Origin of the sequence: Paenibacillus sp. FSL P2-0089 (assembly GCF_038595095.1) — a bacterium.
In the GTDB taxonomy this organism is placed as follows: domain Bacteria; phylum Bacillota; class Bacilli; order Paenibacillales; family Paenibacillaceae; genus Paenibacillus_AQ; species Paenibacillus_AQ silagei.
Genome location: NZ_CP152006.1, coordinates 7,043,258 through 7,061,096, shown reverse-complemented (window position 1 = coordinate 7,061,096; position 17,839 = coordinate 7,043,258). Strand labels below are relative to the sequence as shown.

At 54.5% G+C, this 17,839-nt stretch carries 16 protein-coding genes; 14 read left to right on the top strand and 2 right to left on the bottom strand.

All coding sequences use genetic code 11. The annotated features are described in order from the left end of the window. Positions 1-296 precede the first annotated feature (296 nt). The 8 genes from NST69_RS29995 (at position 297) to NST69_RS29960 (ending at position 8,545) form a co-directional block, all read left to right on the top strand. A complete protein-coding gene (locus NST69_RS29995; RefSeq protein WP_340957277.1) occupies positions 297-1,925 on the top strand; it encodes a copper amine oxidase N-terminal domain-containing protein in 1,629 nt (542 codons plus the stop codon). Between the two features lie 207 nt (positions 1,926-2,132). Continuing rightward, the gene (locus NST69_RS29990) at positions 2,133-3,224 is read left to right on the top strand and encodes an iron-siderophore ABC transporter substrate-binding protein (RefSeq protein ID WP_209868755.1); all 1,092 of its coding nucleotides are present in this window, start codon (positions 2,133-2,135) and stop codon (positions 3,222-3,224) included. Further along, positions 3,221-4,261 carry an iron ABC transporter permease gene (locus NST69_RS29985; protein ID WP_036722784.1) on the top strand — a complete coding sequence of 347 codons (1,041 nt, stop codon included), beginning with the start codon at positions 3,221-3,223 and terminating at the stop codon, positions 4,259-4,261. Before NST69_RS29990 ends, NST69_RS29985 begins: the two co-directional genes overlap by 4 nt. Beyond that, positions 4,258-5,289, top strand: coding sequence for an iron chelate uptake ABC transporter family permease subunit (locus NST69_RS29980; protein WP_340957281.1), 1,032 nt, complete (start codon positions 4,258-4,260; stop codon positions 5,287-5,289). Before NST69_RS29985 ends, NST69_RS29980 begins: the two co-directional genes overlap by 4 nt. Then, positions 5,289-6,089: an ABC transporter ATP-binding protein gene (locus NST69_RS29975; RefSeq protein WP_340980694.1), complete on the top strand. Its 801-nt coding sequence runs from the start codon at positions 5,289-5,291 to the stop codon at positions 6,087-6,089. Before NST69_RS29980 ends, NST69_RS29975 begins: the two co-directional genes overlap by 1 nt. 181 nt (positions 6,090-6,270) lie before the next feature. Next, positions 6,271-6,726: a LytTR family DNA-binding domain-containing protein gene (locus tag NST69_RS29970; protein WP_340980892.1), complete on the top strand. Its 456-nt coding sequence runs from the start codon at positions 6,271-6,273 to the stop codon at positions 6,724-6,726. Positions 6,727-6,742: 16 nt separating this feature from the next. Then, a complete protein-coding gene (locus tag NST69_RS29965) occupies positions 6,743-7,177 on the top strand; it encodes a DUF3021 family protein (protein WP_340980693.1) in 435 nt (144 codons plus the stop codon). 132 nt (positions 7,178-7,309) lie between these two features. Continuing rightward, on the top strand, positions 7,310-8,545 hold the full coding sequence (locus NST69_RS29960) for an alpha/beta hydrolase (protein ID WP_340980692.1): 1,236 nt from the start codon (positions 7,310-7,312) through the stop codon (positions 8,543-8,545). 17 nt (positions 8,546-8,562) lie between these two features. Here NST69_RS29960 and NST69_RS29955 read toward each other — a convergent pair whose 3' ends face one another. Together NST69_RS29955 and NST69_RS29950 are read right to left on the bottom strand one after the other, a co-directional pair. After that, positions 8,563-9,390, bottom strand: a complete 828-nt coding sequence (locus NST69_RS29955) for a GNAT family N-acetyltransferase (RefSeq protein WP_340980691.1) — start codon at positions 9,388-9,390, stop codon at positions 8,563-8,565. Between the two features lie 96 nt (positions 9,391-9,486). Continuing rightward, positions 9,487-10,710 carry a UvrB/UvrC motif-containing protein gene (locus NST69_RS29950; RefSeq protein ID WP_340980690.1) on the bottom strand — a complete coding sequence of 408 codons (1,224 nt, stop codon included), beginning with the start codon at positions 10,708-10,710 and terminating at the stop codon, positions 9,487-9,489. An 85-nt stretch (positions 10,711-10,795) separates the two neighbouring features. Between NST69_RS29950 and NST69_RS29945 the strand changes: the two genes are divergently transcribed. The 6 genes from NST69_RS29945 (at position 10,796) to NST69_RS29920 (ending at position 17,818) form a co-directional block, all read left to right on the top strand. Continuing rightward, positions 10,796-11,617, top strand: a complete 822-nt coding sequence (locus NST69_RS29945) for a MerR family transcriptional regulator (RefSeq protein ID WP_340980689.1) — start codon at positions 10,796-10,798, stop codon at positions 11,615-11,617. A gap of 139 nt (positions 11,618-11,756) precedes the next feature. Beyond that, on the top strand, positions 11,757-13,748 hold the full coding sequence (locus tag NST69_RS29940) for an FAD-dependent oxidoreductase (RefSeq protein WP_340980688.1): 1,992 nt from the start codon (positions 11,757-11,759) through the stop codon (positions 13,746-13,748). A gap of 76 nt (positions 13,749-13,824) precedes the next feature. Continuing rightward, positions 13,825-14,370, top strand: coding sequence for a hypothetical protein (locus tag NST69_RS29935; RefSeq protein ID WP_340980687.1), 546 nt, complete (start codon positions 13,825-13,827; stop codon positions 14,368-14,370). Between the two features lie 161 nt (positions 14,371-14,531). Then, positions 14,532-15,953 carry a hypothetical protein gene (locus NST69_RS29930; protein ID WP_340980686.1) on the top strand — a complete coding sequence of 474 codons (1,422 nt, stop codon included), beginning with the start codon at positions 14,532-14,534 and terminating at the stop codon, positions 15,951-15,953. A 572-nt stretch (positions 15,954-16,525) separates the two neighbouring features. Continuing rightward, positions 16,526-16,807 (top strand): hypothetical protein, encoded by a 282-nt coding sequence (locus NST69_RS29925; RefSeq protein ID WP_036722771.1) that lies wholly within the window; start codon positions 16,526-16,528, stop codon positions 16,805-16,807. 162 nt (positions 16,808-16,969) lie between these two features. Next, the gene (locus tag NST69_RS29920) at positions 16,970-17,818 is read left to right on the top strand and encodes an EcsC family protein (RefSeq protein ID WP_340980685.1); all 849 of its coding nucleotides are present in this window, start codon (positions 16,970-16,972) and stop codon (positions 17,816-17,818) included. Positions 17,819-17,839 lie beyond the last annotated feature (21 nt).

Here is a 17,839-nt window from a genome sequence, read left to right as displayed (position 1 = left end):
GGCTGTCCTATACCGGTTGTTCGGCAACCGGCAGGCAGCCTTTTTTTGCGTTTGCATGATCTGAGCGGGAGACGCGCAGGCTGGATGTAGATCAGAGGGAGCAAAATGCGGTGTAAGCCGCGCCGCGGCTAGAGATACAAGCGGGTTGGGGGACGAAGGTTGGGGGTGGTGTTTATTTTTTTTGCCGGGATTGTGATCCAAACCTGAATCCCCTGCGTTTCAGTGTATGTACAGACAAACAGGCAGACAGGCAACGTGAACACCACATATTACCCCAACCTAAGGAGTGAATTGAGATGAAGATGAAGAAATTAGTCGTTCCGATGTTAAGCTTGACCCTGATGATACCTGCGCTGGCAGGTGCGGAGGCAGCCCCGGCAGCCACCATGATGAAGGCTTCGGTGAATACACCGGCTGCCGAGCTGAGAGCGGGCCTGGATTATTTGCTTTCCGAGCATTTCACCCTTGCCGTAACCGCAATGACAAAGGCTTATGACGGTACTAAGGATGCGGCAGCGGCCTACCAGGCGCTTGATCAGAACGCGCTCGATATGCAGCCCGCCATTGCTTCACTGTACGGCGATGCAGGTGCAGCAGAGTTTGAACGGATTTTCCGCGCACATAATAAGTACACCGACGATCTGGTGAAGGCGACGAAGAACAAGGATACCGCAGCCGTCCAAGCTGCAGAAGACAAAGTAAGCGGCTTTGTAGACGAGTTCGGAAATTTCCTCGGCACGGCAACAGAGGGCAAGCTTCCGGCAGCTGCCGCGAAGCAGGTTATCCGCAGTCATGAGAACCATGTCCAGGAAGTGTTCGAGGATTATGCAGCCGGTGATTACAAGGGCGCGTATGAAGCTTACCGTAAGGGTTATGCAGAAATGTTCAGTATCAGCAAAGCCTTGTCCAGTGCGATTACTACGCAAATGCCTGTTAAATTCGAGAATACCAAGGCAGATACCAAAGCTGCTGATCTGAGATCCGCACTCAACCAGTTAGCGGGTGAACACTTTGCTCTGTCCGTCCTGCAAATGCAGGAGCAATATGACGGAAGAGCGGCTTCCAATGCGCTGCTTGCAGCTGAAGCCATGAATACAGCAGACTTCAAGGCAGCAATTGCTTCTATCTATGGTGCAGACGGGGCGGCGGCCTTCGAGAAGATCTGGGTCACGAATCATGTGAATGCCCAGGCTGATTTCACAGCGGCAGTGAAGAACAATGATGCAGCGGCAAAAGCGGCAGTCGAAGCGCGTATCGCAGGCTTCACCACTGAATTTGCAGCCTTCCTTGATTCGGCTACAGCAGGCAACCTGCCGAAGTCAGCGGGACAATCCGCATTGACCACCCACGAGAATCAAGTGCAGCAGGTGCTTACGCAATATGCAGCGGGCAACTATGACGCATCGTACAAGACGAACCGCGAGGGCTACAAGACGATGTTCGGGGTAGGCCAAGCGCTGGGCAATGCGATTGTTACGCAGTTCAACGATAAGTTCCAGGATGCAGCAGCACCTGCACCTGCAACACCAGCAGATCCTGCTTCCATGATGAAAGTCTGGATGAAGGTGGGCAGCGGCGTCCTGAACATTAACGGAAAAGTAACTCAAATGGATACCAAGCCGTTCATTTGGAGCGGAATGACCTACATCCCGCTTCGTTATCTGAGTGAAGGCATCGGGGCAGAGGTGAAATGGGACAAGCAGGCGCAGCAGGTTACCATTACAGCAGGCAGCGACACCCTGGTATTCTGGATGAACAAAGACTTCATGGAAGTCAACGGCATGAGAAAATCCGTCGGCGCCAAGGTCTTTGTGAACGACGACAACAGAACCGTAGTTCCCCTTCGTTTCATCACCGAATTACTGGGCTGGAACGTACAATGGGGCAACGCCGATCAGTCTATTACGTTGACTAAGAGCATGTGATTTTGTGAACGGAAGTTAACCTTCTATATTAGGCCAGGATTAGACCAAGCCCGCAAGCGGCTCACTGTAACTAGTGCCGCTTGCGGGCTTTTGTTGAGCGCGGAATCCAGATTTTACATTGACAACCTGTCCAGACACGTATATATTTATCGATAATGATTCTCATTATCGTATAAAAAACCTATTCAGATAAGGAAGGGTCCACACATGAACCGTACCAAAAAGTTCTCTTTCAAGACATTATTTATTCCATTAGCGCTAACTATAGTGCTGGCAGGCTGTTCCTCCAACCAGTCGAATTCAGCTGCTTCACCTTCCCCGGCACCTACAGCAGCTGCAACTAGCGAAGCGGCAAGCACAGAAGCACCAGCGGCGCAGGATGCTGTGACCTATCCGATTACCATCAAGCATGCGCTTGGTGAAGCTGTAATTAAAAGCAAGCCGGAACGCGTAGTTACTGTGCAGTGGGCTAACCATGATGTGGCTCTGGCTCTGGGCGTTGTCCCTGTAGGCTTCTCGGCTGCGAACTTCGGTGTGCAGGATGGCAGCGGGCTGCTGCCTTGGACCGCTGATAAGCTCAAGGAGCTGAATGTAACTGATCCGAATGTGTTCCAGGATACCGATGGTCTTGATTTCGAGGCAATCTCTGACGCCAACCCGGATGTTATTCTGGCCGCGTACTCGGGCCTAACGAAGGAAGATTATGAGACCCTGAGCCAGATCGCTCCAGTGGTAGCTTACCCGACGGCTGCTTGGGCTACGACATGGCGTGAGCAGGTGCTGCTGAACGCAGAAGGCATGGGTATGAAGCCTGAAGGCGAGCAGCTCATCAAGGACACCGAAGCCCTGGTTAAGGACAAGCTGAGCAAATATCCGCAAATTGCCGGCAAAAAAGTAGTCTGGGTCAATTTCTCCGCTGAGGATTTGTCGAAACTGCATATTTATACACCTGTGGATTCCCGGGTCGCATTCCTGTATGAGCTGGGGATGATATATCCCGAGAGCATTACCAAACAGATTACAGACCCTACCAGCTACTCGCTCAGCTTAAGCTCCGAGAATGTGGAAGCCCTGTATGATGCAGATCTGATCGTAGGTTATGGCAATGACGAATTGCTTAAGACGCTTCAGGCAGATTCACTGATCGGCAAAATTCCGGCCATTGAACGGGGATCGGTAGCTTTTATCGACAGTGATACTCCGCTGGTTGCTGCCGGAACACCGAACCCGCTGTCCATTGCGTATACGATTGATGAATACCTTGCCTTAATTGGGGGAGCTATTGATAAAATAAAATGATGAGTTCACCAGTCTCGGACGATAACAAGCTAAAATTGCATATGCCGAAGAATTTTATCCTGGTGCTGGTGAGCTGCATGGTCCTGCTGGTCCTGTGCATCATTGCCTCACTGGTACTGGGAGCCCGTCATGTAGGCTGGAATGAGCTGATGGACGGGCTTTTCCGTCCAGAAGTGGACAGCTATGGGGCAAACGTGGTGCGCAAGCGGATCTCCCGGACGGTGTTCAGCCTGATGTGCGGCGGGGCGCTGGGTGTATCGGGAGCCTTGATGCAGGCGGTGACCCGTAACCCGATTGCCGATCCCAGCATCCTCGGGGTGAACACGGGAGCCTCTTTGTTCGTAGTCTGCGGAATTGCTTTCCTGAACATAAGCACTGCGGGCCAATATATATGGTTAGCCTTAGCCGGAGCTGCAATTACAGCGGTCTTCGTATTCGGAATCGGCTCGATGGGGCGTGGCGGAGCCACGCCCATTAAGCTCGTTCTGGCGGGTGCTGCCATCAGCGCGGCTCTGTCCTCTCTGGTTACCGCTATCATGATTCCGCGCGCTTACGTCATGGACCAGTTCCGGTTCTGGCAGGTGGGCAGCGTGGGTGCGGGGACCTGGAGCGGCATTACAACCTTCCTTCCGTTCCTGCTGATCGGCATGCTGATTGCCTTCATTACGGCTCCGGCCCTGAATGCGCTGGCCCTGGGCGATGATGTGGCGACCGGACTCGGGGTCCGCACAGGGACACTGCGGCTTATAGCAGCGCTGGCCGGGGTATTATTATGCGGAGCAGTGACGGCACTGGCCGGGCCTATCGGGTTCATTGGCCTCTTGTCCACTCACGTAATCCGGCTGATCCTCGGCTCGGACCTGCGGTTCGTGATCCCGATGTCAGCGGTCACCGGGGCTATTATTCTCACGGTCTCCGATGTAGGCGGCCGGCTGATTGGAAGCCCCGGAGAGCTTGAAGTCGGTGTAGTCACAGCCTTTGTAGGGGCACCGATCCTGATTCTATTAGCGATGAAGTCGAAAGTGCGGTCCTTATGAGAAATGAAACGATTGAATTCATTATGGCGGGCAGACGTCAGAGACAGCGCCGGGGCTTGATTGTTACCAGCCTGCTTGCCGTACTTGCCTGTGTACTGTGCTGCGCGATGCTGCTGCTCGGGAATACCATCTATCCTGCTTCGGAGGTCATCCGCGCACTTTCCGGCGAAGAGCTGAAGGGTGTCTCCTTCGCTGTGAATGTGATCCGGCTGCCGCGGATGCTGGCGGGTCTTTTTGCCGGATTCGCCTTCGGGATTGCCGGGTACACCTTCCAGACGATGCTGCGCAATCCGCTGGCGAATCCGAATGTCATTGGCATTACCTCAGGATCGAGTGCGGCTGCGGTATACTGTATCGTGATCCTTCAATCCAGCGGAGCTGTAGTCTCTGTTGCTTCGGTAATCGCTGGCCTTGCCACAGTGCTGCTGATCTACGTGCTCTCCAGGGGAAGAACCTTCTCCATCGGGCGGTTAATTCTGATCGGAATCGGCCTTCAGGCGATGCTGGATGCCGTGATCTCCTACCTGCTGCTGATCGGCTCCGAGAAGGACATCCCTTCAGCGGTCCGCTGGCTGACTGGAAGCCTCAACGGCTCACAGATGCGCGAGCTTCCGCCGCTGGTGATCATCGTGCTGATCTGTTCGCCAATCATCATCCTGCTGGGCAAGCATCTGAGTATTCTCGAGCTGGGGGAGCAGTCGGCTACCTCGCTTGGAGTCCGCACCGACCGGACCCGAATTGCACTGATTGTCAGCTCTGTCTGCATGGTGGCGATGGCTACGGCTACTACCGGACCTATTGCGTTTGTCTCCTTCCTGTCAGGGCCGATTGCCAAAAGACTGGTGGGTACCGGCGCTTCCAGCATCATCCCCGCAGGTCTGGTCGGCGTGAATCTGGTCCTGGCGTCCGATCTGATTGGACAATTTGCTTTTGAGTACAGATTCCCTGTAGGCATCATTACCGGATTACTCGGAGCGCCTTATCTGATCTTCCTGTTAATCCGCATGAATCGAAAGGGAGAGTTATAATGAACAAGGCACATGTATTTGGAGCTGAACAGGTTGTAGCAGGCTATGAGAATAAGACGATTATTCATGGGGTAGACCTGGTGATCCCCGATCGGCAGATCAGCGTGATTATCGGAGCGAACGGCTGCGGGAAATCCACCCTGCTCAAAACCATGGCCCGGCTGATCAAGCACACCGCAGGCCAGGTGACGCTGGACGGCAAGCCGATCTCGCAGATTCCGGCCAAAGCGTTGGCGCGGGTCATTGGTCTGCTGCCGCAATCCCCGATTGTGCCGGAAGGGATATCGGTTGCCGATCTGGTGGGACGCGGCAGATTCCCCCACCAGTCCCTGCTTGGAGGCTGGTCCCGGAAGGATTACGAGGCCGTGGCCGAAGCGATGGAGATTATGAATATTACCGAATTCGCTAACCGTAATATCGATGAGCTCTCCGGCGGCCAGCAGCAGCGGGTCTGGATTGCGATGGCCCTGGCTCAGCAGACCGACATCCTGTTCCTGGACGAGCCGACCACCTTCCTGGATATCACCTACCAGGTGGAGATTCTGGACCTGCTGACCGATCTGAACCGCAAGCACGGAACCACCATTGTGATGGTCCTGCATGATATCAACCTGTCCGCCCGGTATGCCGACCATATCTTTGCACTGCATTCCGGCAGGCTGGTGGCGGAGGGTTCACCCGTAGAGGTCATCACCAGCGGGCGGGTCAAAGAGATCTTCGGACTGGATAGCACAGTCATCCCTGACCCGGTCTCCGGTTCCCCGCTGGTTGTGCCGCGGGGGCGGTATCATAACAGGTAGGCGAATGCGCTAGAGTAAGGACTGCAGATGTCATACTTCCGGCAGTTTCACATTGCATATAAGGCTGTCCGACCGGTCCACCGGAGGGCAGCCTTTTGTGTACCCATAGAAATTATATTTGCCGCATGAGATCCATTCCCTTATCATGAACATGAATTAGGCGGTAGACCTTCCAATCTGAATTAACGCAGGTGATCCTATCAAAATTTCCATCGAGCATATCAGCAGGGAGCAGCAAGAGGAAATCATCATCAGATGCTATGAAGCAACTGAAGAGATCAGTGAGATTGTACATAAGCTTAAGGCAGAGACTCTTGTCCTCCTGGGAGTTCAGGAAGAGCGGGTCAGCCGCATTAAGCTCAGCGATGTCTATTATTTCGAAGCTGTGGACGGTAAAGTATTTGTCTACAGCGAGAACCAGGTGTATGAAGTGAAGCAGAAGCTGTATGAGCTGGAGGAGCTGTGCCGGGACAAGAACTGTTTTCGCGCCTCCAAATCCACGATTCTGAATATCTCCAAGATCGAAAGTGTGCGTCCGTCCCTCAGCGGCAGGTTCACAGCACTGCTTGATAATGGGGAACGTGTAGTCATTTCAAGACAGTATGTGCCCGTACTGAAACAAAGACTTGGATTATAAAGGGGGGGATCACAGCATGAAGCGTTCTGAGGTTGTTAAAGATATCATCCGCGATTTTCTGGTTATCTTCGCATCCATCATCATTATCATTACGGTGCTGCGGCAGATTTTTATGCCGGAACTCGCCTTTGATCTGATATCCATCTATACAATTATGGGATTCTCCCTGCTTGGAGCCTTGACAGGCATGATGTTGTACGCTCCTAACGAGGTAAGCGAGCAGGCGATGCGTGTTAGAATTGTGATTCATTTTCTCCTGCTGGAGATTCTGTTGATTGCCCTTGCCAGCCTGATCGGAGTTATAGCCAGTCTGTCCGCTGCACTTCTGTTTGCCCTGCAAATCGCTGTAGTCTATGCCATTGTCCGTCTGCTGTCCTATGAGAAGGATAAGAAGGAAGCGGAGCAGATTAATGAGAGACTGAAGGCTGTGAAGCAGGACATTCGCGGGTGATTCCGTAGGTAATGCCGCGCTTTTATGCATCTTATTGCCCTGTAGCTACAGCTTACCGTAAATGGGTATACACCCTTTTCGCAGTTTTTTATGATGAATTCATCACCTCACGCGAAAAGGAGAATTATCCCTATGTACAGCCGCATCAAGCTCTTAAGCTGGATTAGAATTACCCTATTTATCGTATTCGTTATTCTGACATTGTCCCCTGTGATCGAGTGGGGTTTTAGTTGGGGATTGCTGGCGGCATTGCTGTTTATTTTTGCGCTGAAAGGCTCGGTTGATCTGCTCCGCAAGAAGACAGGCGTGAGACCGTCCAGACGTTCAACCCGGGTGTGTAAAAGGCTGCTAACCGCTGTGGCGCTGCTAATCTCACTTATCCCGCCTATTCTATTCCCGCAGTACCGTGCACCTGAAGTGACCGGGGAATATGAGGTCAGAACGGCTGTGTACACCTATACGGACCCTAACCGGATGGAGGGATTTACGGATACCGGAGAGCGCCGGAGGGTGAATGTGGAGTTCTGGTATCCCGGCCACGCGGAGGGAACGTACCCGCTGATCGTCTTTTCCCATGGCGCCTTTGGGGTTAGAGAGAGCAACGCTTCAACCTTCACGGAGCTGGCCAGTCACGGCTATGTTGTGGCATCCGTCGATCATCCTTACCATTCCTTTTATACACAGAGCGTGGACGGGAAGGTCACTATGATTAATGCTGATTATATGCGGGAAGTTAACGATTCCAACAAAGACGGGATTTACACCATGGAGGAGCTATACGGCCTTACGCAAAAATGGATGAAGCTGCGGACCGGAGACATGAATCTGGTAATCGATCATATCCTGGAGAAAGCCGCCAGTAGCGAGGACCCCGTGTACCAACTAATTGATACGGAGCATATTGGCGTAATCGGCCACTCCATGGGTGGTGCGGCAAGCGTCGCGCTTGGCCGGGAGCGCAGCGATGTGGATGCTGTTGTCAATCTGGATGCCCCGTTCTTCACCGAGCTGGTGTATGACCGGAAGATGAATGATCTGGCGGCCAAAGATGAGCCTTACCGCGTACCGCTGCTGAACATATACACGGACGATGTGTGGAGACAGCTCGGGAAGAACTCGGCTTACGCAGCGAATAACACTGGCAATCCGAACTTCAAGGATGCGTATACCGTTCATTTTGAGGGAGCCAAGCACTTGAGCCTGACCGATCTGCCGCTGTTCTCCCCCATCCTGGCGAATATGTTGCAGCGCGGGCAGGCGGATATCGATAAGTATTACTGTATTGAGACCATGAACAGGCTAATTCTTGAATTCTATGACTATACGTTAAAAGGCACCGGCCGGTTTGCGCCGCAGGCGGTGTATTAAAGGGGATGCAGCGGCGGCTATAAGGTGATTCCGGGAAACGCAGTTTTATGCTCCACCCTAGTGAAGCCCAAGGACCGGTACAGCGCAACTGCGCAGGTGTTCAGCTCCCAGACTTCGAGTCTGGCCAGATTCATCCCATTTGCCAAGAAATAATCAAATATATAATTCATGATCACCTTGGCGATTCCGGTTCCCCGGGCTTCGGGCATAACATACAGCGTTTCAATATAACCGCAGCCATCTGCCGCCCAAAAGGTACAGCCTCCCAGCAGCCTGCCGTCCCGCCTAAACGAAAGATTGCGGAAATGGGGATGTCTGCCTTGCTCCGCAAGTGTGTCCAGATTGAGTGGGGTGATAAATATGGTATCGTACCGCTCTTTGTAGACTATCCGTCTGTCCTCTGAATGAAGGTCCTCCGGCTGCACGGTTATCTCTTCCGGCAGGTTGTAAGTGAAGCCTTCCGCAATAGAGGCCTCCATAATTATGCTGTAATTTGCTTCGAACTGGGTCCCTATGTAAAAGTCACGCTGCTTCTGGTCTGCTTGGAATTCGCCGTAGATTCTGGCGGTTAAGTCCGGCCGTAATGCCCGCAGCTCTCTCGCCCGGATCAGTACTTGGTTAAACAGCTCCCGGCTAACTTCCTGCTGTACAATTTCATCCGAATGTTCAGCGGGGTCAACGCTTATATAGATCAGATATGGGGTGTCCGGTGTCTGGTGATGATTGATCGCCGGATAGGTATAGGCACTGCCCAGGTAATCTCCTTGCTCACCCAAAGCAATGAAGATATTCTCTCTGCTGTTCCCGTACTGGTCTGCTTCGGGATGAATAATCTGTATGTTCATCAATGTCCTCCTGTACTCAACGAATCTTCAACGATCATACAAATTATGACATGATTCATCAGGGGACTGATGGTAGAGTTTCTCTATAATCAATTGCTACATATCCAAGACAGAAGACTGAACGAGCTCCGCTATCCCTTCCTCTAACCCCGTCAAACCCTCATCCTCCAGCCACTCTAGCGGGACGAGCAGATAATGGCTGGAGCTGCTCTTCAGGTAGCTGTAGATGATCTGTGCCTCGTCGATCTTGTGGCGGCTCATCTCTTCCGTAGCGGCGGTCTGGCTACTGCTGTGGAAGACCTCCCGGGCGGATGCAGCGATCATCCCGGTGAGCTGCCCCTCGTTCAGGGCGTCCCTTGCCAGCAGGGTACGGTAGAGGATCACGCTGCCCTTGATGAGGATCAGCTTATGGGAGTGCTCGTCTACTGGCTCCAGCACGATAATATTCTTGTTGGCTCCGGTGAATTCGATCACTTGCTCCTTCTGCAGCAGCGAGTGAACCGCCCCCAGATAATCGCGGAATTTGGCGGCGGTCTCGAAGTCGAACCGCAGCGCAGCTTCCTCCATGCGGGCTTCCAGTCCGGCTACAATCCGGCTGTCCCTGCCTTCCAGCAGGCAGATGATCTCGTCTATGACTGCTTCATACTGTGCCACAGCTGCCTCCCCGCCTCCGCACATGCCGATGCATAAGCCCAGCGAGTGGTTCAGGCACCGTGAGTTGCGGGAATGGGGGCTGCTGCACAGAATACGCTGTGATTCTTTGATGCCCAGCACCGCTCTCTCGACCGTACTCCGGCTGGTATAAGGGCCATAGACAAGGCCGCCCGCCTCTGTACTTGGCTCGTAGCCGATCTCAATCTGCCGGTAAGGTGCTTTGTCCACGATGGAAATGTAGCTGTAGGCGAGCGGATTTTTCATTTTGCGGTTATACATCGGCTTGATCTCTTTGATCAGCTGGCATTCCAGCATGAAGGCCTCCAGCTCCGTGTCGGTCAGCCGGTAGTCCAGATCACGGATATGCTTAACCAGTTGCTTCACCTTGGGAGAATGTCCCTTATTATTATAAAAATAAGACTGGACCCGCTTCCTCAGCTGCTTCGCCTTGCCGACATAAATCACATGGCCCAGGCCGTCCTTCATCAGGTATACGCCAGGCGTCAAGGGCAGGCTGGCGACCTTGTCTGTTAGATGTGCGGGCATGGCAGCCGCCTCCGTTCGTGAGTTTCTTCCGTATCTTTCAAGTATAGACCATGCTGCCGCCACCTGCGACAGGAAAAGCTCCTCCCGGTGCTCCGGCAGCAGCGGTGTGACATAATCCACAATGTCTCCCGGCCAAACCCTCTATCATTAACTGCATGAACGATAGGCATGAGCGTATGCGATCAAGTAAGCTGGGGGGCTGCTGATGAAGTATTCGATCGGTGAATTCGCGTCCATTCTGGGAGTGACGGCAGATACACTGCGCTTATATGAGAAACATGATATTGTCCGGCCGATGAAGGATCAGCATAATAACTACAGGTATTTCAATGATTTGGATGCGCGGAATCTATTGACGAGCAGATGGTACCGGAGCATGCAGATTCCGCTTCAGGATGTAGCCGGATTGATTAAGGACGCGCCGTGTGAGCAAGTGATGGAGTCGATTGCTGCCGCGGGTATGCAGCTGGAGGAGGAGATCCGGCGCAGCAGGCTGCTGCTCGGCAAGATTCAGGATATTCAGGCGGAGCTGGCGCAGGTCAGCGCATCTCTATATACGTGCAAGATGAAGCAGGTGCCGGGGATGTACCGGATTCAGCAGACGAACAAGAATCATTTGCTGCAAAAGGAGGATCTCAAAGACACGGTCCAGGCATGGATGGAGCTGCTGCCGTTCACCTTTTATTCCTTCCGGGTTGAGAATAAGGCAGGCGAATGCGTCTGTGGACTAGGGGAGCTGGAGTATAGCTGGGGACTTGGCCTGCTTGCGGAGGATCAGATGAAGCTCGGGGTCTGCCTGAATGACAGTGTGGAGGTTCTGGAGCCGGCGACCTGCATCTCTGCCGTAATTGTCAGCGGCCATGAGGATTACCTGGAGCGGGGAGCCTTCGGGTTCATGCTAGAGTATGTGCAGGCAAGGAATTATAAGATTAGCGGGGATATCAGCGGTAAAATCCTGTTCACTGAGCGCACGGGTAACGGCAGCAAAACGTATTTGGAGATTAATATTCCGGTTGAAGCGGAGTAAGCGTTCACCCTACTTTGAGAAAAGTTTCACATATTGTTCATTGACCTTGGTACAGTACCAAGGTTTACACTTTGTGCGGTAGTCAACAGTCCCATTAGAGAGAAACGGGGCTGCATTAACCACACAGGGGGAGAAATTGATGCGTAAGCAAGCAACAAAACGAGTGTTCCTAATCACCGTATGTCTGGTATTGGTCCTGTCGCTACTAAGCGGCTGCAGCGGTAACAATTCCGCCGCACCGGCAGCTTCAGAGCAGCCGTCCGCTTCGCCGCAGGCGTCACAGCCAGCGGATACAAGTGCTGTACCGGCAGACTTCAAAGCGGGAACCTATAAAGCAGAGGCTGAAGGCAAGGATGGCAAGATTCAGGTTGAGGTGACTCTTGACGATCATTCGGTCATTACCGGAATCGATGTGGTCAGCCAGAACGAAACCGCCGGAATCGGGGTAGAGGCGATCAACAAGGTCAAGGAGGAGATTCTATCCGGCCAGACCCTGAATATTGATGCCGTCAGCGGTGCGTCTGAGTCCAGCAAGGCGATTCTGACCGCTGTGGAGGATGCGCTTAAGCAGGCGGGCGGCAATGTGGAGGCTTTTAAAACAAAGGCTGTAGTGAAATCGGGAGAAGGCAAGACCGAGCAGCTGTCCGCAGATGTGGTCGTGGTTGGTGCAGGTGCGTCCGGTGTGTCGGCAGCGGTATCGGCAGCTGATAAGGGCGCGAAGGTGATCCTGATCGAGAAAACAGCGACGATCGGCGGCGCGAGCAACCTGTCTTGGGCGGGCAAATTCTACAACTCCTCGGCCGCGCTAAGCAGCGGGCTGAAAGTAGAAGTCGAGAAGGAGATTGCCGACTGGATCGTGAACAATCACTGGCGTGTGGATGCGGCGGCGATCCGCCAATACGTTACGAAGTCGGGCGAGACCTATGACTGGCTGACCGGCAAGGGCTACACCACCACCTTCCTGAACTTCGCCGGGGAACAGCTCCATATGCTGCCTCCTTATGAGACCCGCCAGGAGCTGCTGCGCAAGATGCTTGCAGCATCCGTAGAGAAGGGCGGCGGACAGGTGATCACGGAGGCCACCGCGCAGAAGCTGATGACTGGCGCTAATGGAGAGGTGACCGGAGTCGTGGCCAAGAAGTCTGACGGAACAACGCTGGAGATTGCAGGGGCAAGCGTTGTAATGGCTACCGGCGGGTATGCCGGGAATAAAGAGATGGTTAAGGAAGCCTTTGGCTTCGAAGGCGTCAATGGCGGGCTTGGGCAGAACATTGGCGAGGGGCTGAAGATGTCCTGGGAGATCGGCGCAAAGGTGCCGGACAACTTCGGCGGGCAGATGCTGCACCAGACGCTGGCCAGAGCTACAGACAAGCTGAAGACGCAGTATGAGCCGTTTGAAGCCAGCTATCCGATGATGCTGTCTTACCTGCCAACCCTGATGAATGTCGGCCCTTCGGGCGCGAGATTCAGAGATGAAGCGGCGACGCTTACAGCGGTTGCGGCAGCGAATACCAGTGCTTTTAACGGAGCATATCATCTGGTGATTGTCTCGCAGGCGCAGCTGGATGCCCTTAAGGCCAAGGGAATGAAGGGGCTTCAGGCGCCTAAGCTGCCGGGTATGCCGCCGGAATTCTATGCCTCCTATACAGACAAGTTCACACTGGAGCAGCCATGGAAGGATGCCGATAAAGTCTTCGAATCCATGGTAGCGAACGGCGACGGCTTCAAGGGCAATACACTTGAGGAGCTGGCGAAGAATGCAGGGATGGACCCTGAAGTATTTACCGCTGAGTTCAAGCTCTATGAGGAAGCAGCGAAGACGGGCACCGATACGGAGTTCGGCAAGGCGAAGGAATATCTGGTTCCTATGGGCAGCAGCGGGCCGTATTACGCCGTTATTGCCGAGATCAACAACCTCTGTTCAGTAGGCGGTCTGCTGGTCAATACCAAGTTCCAGGTACTGAATGATAAGCGTCTGCCGGTCAAAGGGCTGTACGCCGTGGGCGTGGAGTCCGAAGGGGTGCTTTTCAATGATACCTATGTAGGCAACGGCGTTGGACTGGGCTACTCCTTCACCTCCGGGAGGCTTGGCGGCGAGGATGCGGCAGCGGGCGCATTGGCTAAGGAATAGCCCTTTATAAGTAATTTTCCTCTTTTTGCCGATAAAGAGTTGTCCTGAACTTTACGCGCGAGAAGAGGAGCGTCCGATGTATATTCCCATATCACGAATCAACGCCGCTTCGCTGACCCGCTCACCGCAACAAGCGGACCATACTTCTGCCGGTTCATCTTCGCTCAGCTTCCCGGAGATGATGGCAGCTGTGGGAGCGGCAATTGAGGAACAGGCACGCAGAATCAAGGCAAGGTACAGTCTGTCCGTCCGCATTATGGCGGTAGCCAAAGACGGCAGCAAGGGGGAGAAGACCGGCGCAGGAGACCGGAGTGATCAGCGGGAGCTTATAATCGCTCCGAATATTCTGCAGCAGATGAGCAAAGATCCTGTGATGCAGCGTAAGGTGTATGGCTATCTTGACGAGTATGTGCGCGAGCCGCACTCCTCACCCGGCCATAGTCTGATCGTTCACAGGGACGGAACCTCCTCCCTTCTTCCTGCCGCCTCCAGACCAGCAGCCGTACAGGAGATTACCCATCTACATACCGGGCAACCGGAAATCGCGGGCAGCTTATACGATCAGGACAGACTGAAGCAGCTTGCGTTCCTCCGGGCCAGAAGAGCAGGCAGGCACCGGTAACAGAGTGTAATCCGCAAATAAGATCCCTGAATCCATATGAGGTGGAGGCAGGGGTCTTTTTGTGAGGTTCTGCGCGTCCCTGAGGCGAACAAAGGCCTATCCTCCTGCATAGCATATAGCACCTGCTTGCTATTTGTAAGTGGAAAGGGGGCGCATGGCTAATGGGTATCCAGCTTACTGCGATTCATTGGGTGTATCTGATGTTTATTGTGTTCATTCTGGCGCTGCTGATCAAGCGGCGTGATACGACAATGATCTGTGTGACCGGGATTCTGGCGCTCGGGCTGCTGGCGACGGCAACGCTTAGCGGGTCGGTGTCGGGGATCTTTAATTCTTTTGTCTATGCAACCAGGGAACTGCTCGGCACCATAATGATTATCTCCATTATCGTGGCGATGAGCCGGATTCTGATTATAACAGGCATCAACGAGACGATGGTATCTCCGCTCACCCGGTTCCTGCGCACACCGGCGATGGCCTACTGGGGAATCGGACTGATTATGATGGTGACCTCATTCTTTTTCTGGCCGTCCCCTGCGGTAGCGCTGGTCGGGGCGGTTCTGCTGCCGGTGGCGGTCCGGGTCGGTCTGCCTGCGCTGGGCGCAGCGGTAGCCATGAACCTGTTCGGGCACGGGATCGCCCTCTCCGGCGATTATATTATTCAAGGCGCTCCGAAACTGACGGCGGATGCCGCCGGTCTTCCAGTGTCTAGCGTGATGCAAGCCAGTATCCCCCTGGTTGCTGTGATGGGGATAGTCACGACGGTGAGCGCATTCTGGATGATGAAGCGCGACCAGAAGAATGGCACCTGGAGAGACGGCCTGGTCGCTTCCCCGGGAGCAGCAGAGCCGCTGGCTGATGCGGGGACGGATGATGACCAGCCAGTGCTCATGAGTGACCGTCTGCGCAAAGGGCTGGCGATCGCCATTCCGCTGCTCTTCCTGCTGGATGTGATCGGCATGTTCGTGCTTCACCTGCAAGGCGGAGATGCTACCGCGCTGGTCGGGGGAACCGCCGTGCTGATCCTGATTGTCATTACCCTGCTGGCCCATCGCGGCCAGGGGCAGGGCCTGGAGAAGATCACCGCCTATCTTATCGAAGGATTTACCTTCGGCTTCAAGGTCTTCGGACCGGTCATCCCGATTGCCGCCTTCTTCTATCTGGGCGACGCCGCCTTCACTGAGCTGTACGGCAAGGTGCTGCCGGACGGCTCGCACGGCATCGTGAACGACTTGGGCGTGGCCCTGGCGAATCACGTGCCGCTGAACGGGGTGGTGGGAGCCGTAACGCTGACGGTAATCGGGGCGATTACCGGCCTCGACGGCTCCGGATTCTCCGGCATCTCGCTGGCCGGCTCGATTGCCGGGCTGTTCGCCGCCGCGATCCACTCCGGCGCGGCAACGCTGACCGCCCTTGGGCAGGTGGCCGCCATCTGGGTCGGCGGCGGCACCCTGATCCCGTGGGCGCTCATTCCCGCCGCTGCGATCTGCGGCGTCAGCCCGTTCGAGCTGGCCCGGCGCAATCTGAAGCCGGTCCTGCTGGGCCTTACGGCAATGACCATTGTCGCCATGTTCCTGGTGTAGGCACCGCTTAATAGGCACTGCTTAAGGTACCATACCCTCCACCGGCCCGGCGCATACGGACCCCAGCGCCGTTTTTCCATAGCCACTACCACTCGAGTACACACAGACCTGAGCGTTGTAAACTTCATAACCTCCTCCACTCAGGTACGTACGGACCCCAGCGCCGTTATTTCCAGAATTCAGCCTGTTTTTGAACCCATGCGGACTCCAGAGCCTTTATTGCTCCCATTTGGCCCAATTCGGCCTTGCTTATGGAGGGATAAGGTCTCTCCAGTCCGCATGGAGCGAAAGGCCACGGTTTTGAGAGTAATAACGTCCGTACGGTCCGCATGGAACAAGAGTGTGCGAAAAGGGATAATGACCTCCACCCGTCCAAGCGCATACAGCCCCCAGTACTGAGATTTGCGGAAACCAGCCTGTCCCCCAAAATCACACGTAGCACCAGTTGCTGCCCGCCACAACCAGATAAATATCCGTTCCGGGTGAACCCCGCGCCTACAATCCGCATAAGATTTCCTTCCCTAATCCATCCTACAGAAGAACGGACATTGTGATGGAGGGGGAAGGATCTTATGAAGCATTATGAATCCAGTCTGCGCACCAACAGTACGGTGGATCAGGCGCACGATGCGGTGACGAAGCTGCACAACGCTGTAACCCAGGCTTCGAGTCATCCGACCGGGCAGATGATGGATCAGGCAGAGAACAGCCTGGAGCACGCTGAGGAAGCCGTGCGCCATGCCCCGGAAGGTTCGGTCGGGAAACAAGGGGTAGAGCTGGTCCAAGAGAGACTGGAGGAAGAGAAGCGCAGATTGTCTTCGCTGGATGGGCAGGTTGTCGAGTCCCAGGATTAGAGCCTGGAACAGGCTATGTTGAACAGGCATTCCCAGAGTTGATCCGGGGTGCCTGTTTGCTTTTAATGGTACCCGAGGGGCAATGGGGGGAGCTTGTGCAATCATTTGCCGGGAAATAGGTTATAAGGTAATGACGAGACCATTCAGAGGAGGTACATATCTATGCCGGAAGCGGATAACACTGATTCATGGAGTCCTCCGGAGACACCGGAGATGCTGCATGCTGCGCTTAAGGAAATTACCAGGTGGGAGAAAGAGCAGAATAGGCTGATGATCTGGGACCGGATTACCCGGTTGCCGTTCAAGCTGCTAGATGCAATTACGCCAAAGGTTATCCACGATAAGGTGGGCCGGCTGCTCGATGAACTGGGCGGCTACATCCAGAACGGCGGCAACTATCTGGTGGCTGGGCGCAAGGTGGGCAAGCTGATGGAAGAGACAAGCCGGGCGGCGGGCGCTCCCTCTACTGGGCCGTTCCAGCTGGCTGTCATGGATGCAGCGGCACTGAAGCTCGCGGAGCGGAGCCGGAATACGGCTACGGCTCAGGGGGCGACCACCGGCTTCGGCGGGATTTTTACACTGGCTGCGGATATTCCGGCTGTCCTGGGCCTCTCCTTGAAGGCGATTCAGGAGATCGGCTTGTGTTATGGCTACGATCCGACCGATAAGGCCGAGCGGATCTTCACCGTGAAGGTGATGCAGTTCGCCTCCTCCGATGTGGTCGGAAAGCGCACGCTGCTGAAGGAGCTGAATCTGCAGGCAGGCGGGGACGGCAACATTCTCGCCGCGACCCAGGAGACCGTATCAAGGATTCAGGGCTGGAAGGAGGTAGTAACTGTATACCGCGACAATTGGGGCTGGAAAAAGCTGCTCCAAACCGTTCCGGTTGCAGGCATGTTCTTCGGCGCATACCTCAACCGCAAGACGCTGGAAGAGGTCACAGAGGCTGCGCGGATGCTCTACCGCAAAAGACGGATTATCTCCAGGCTGGCAGAGCTGGAACAGAGATGATACGCTGAGGGAACTGTAGCA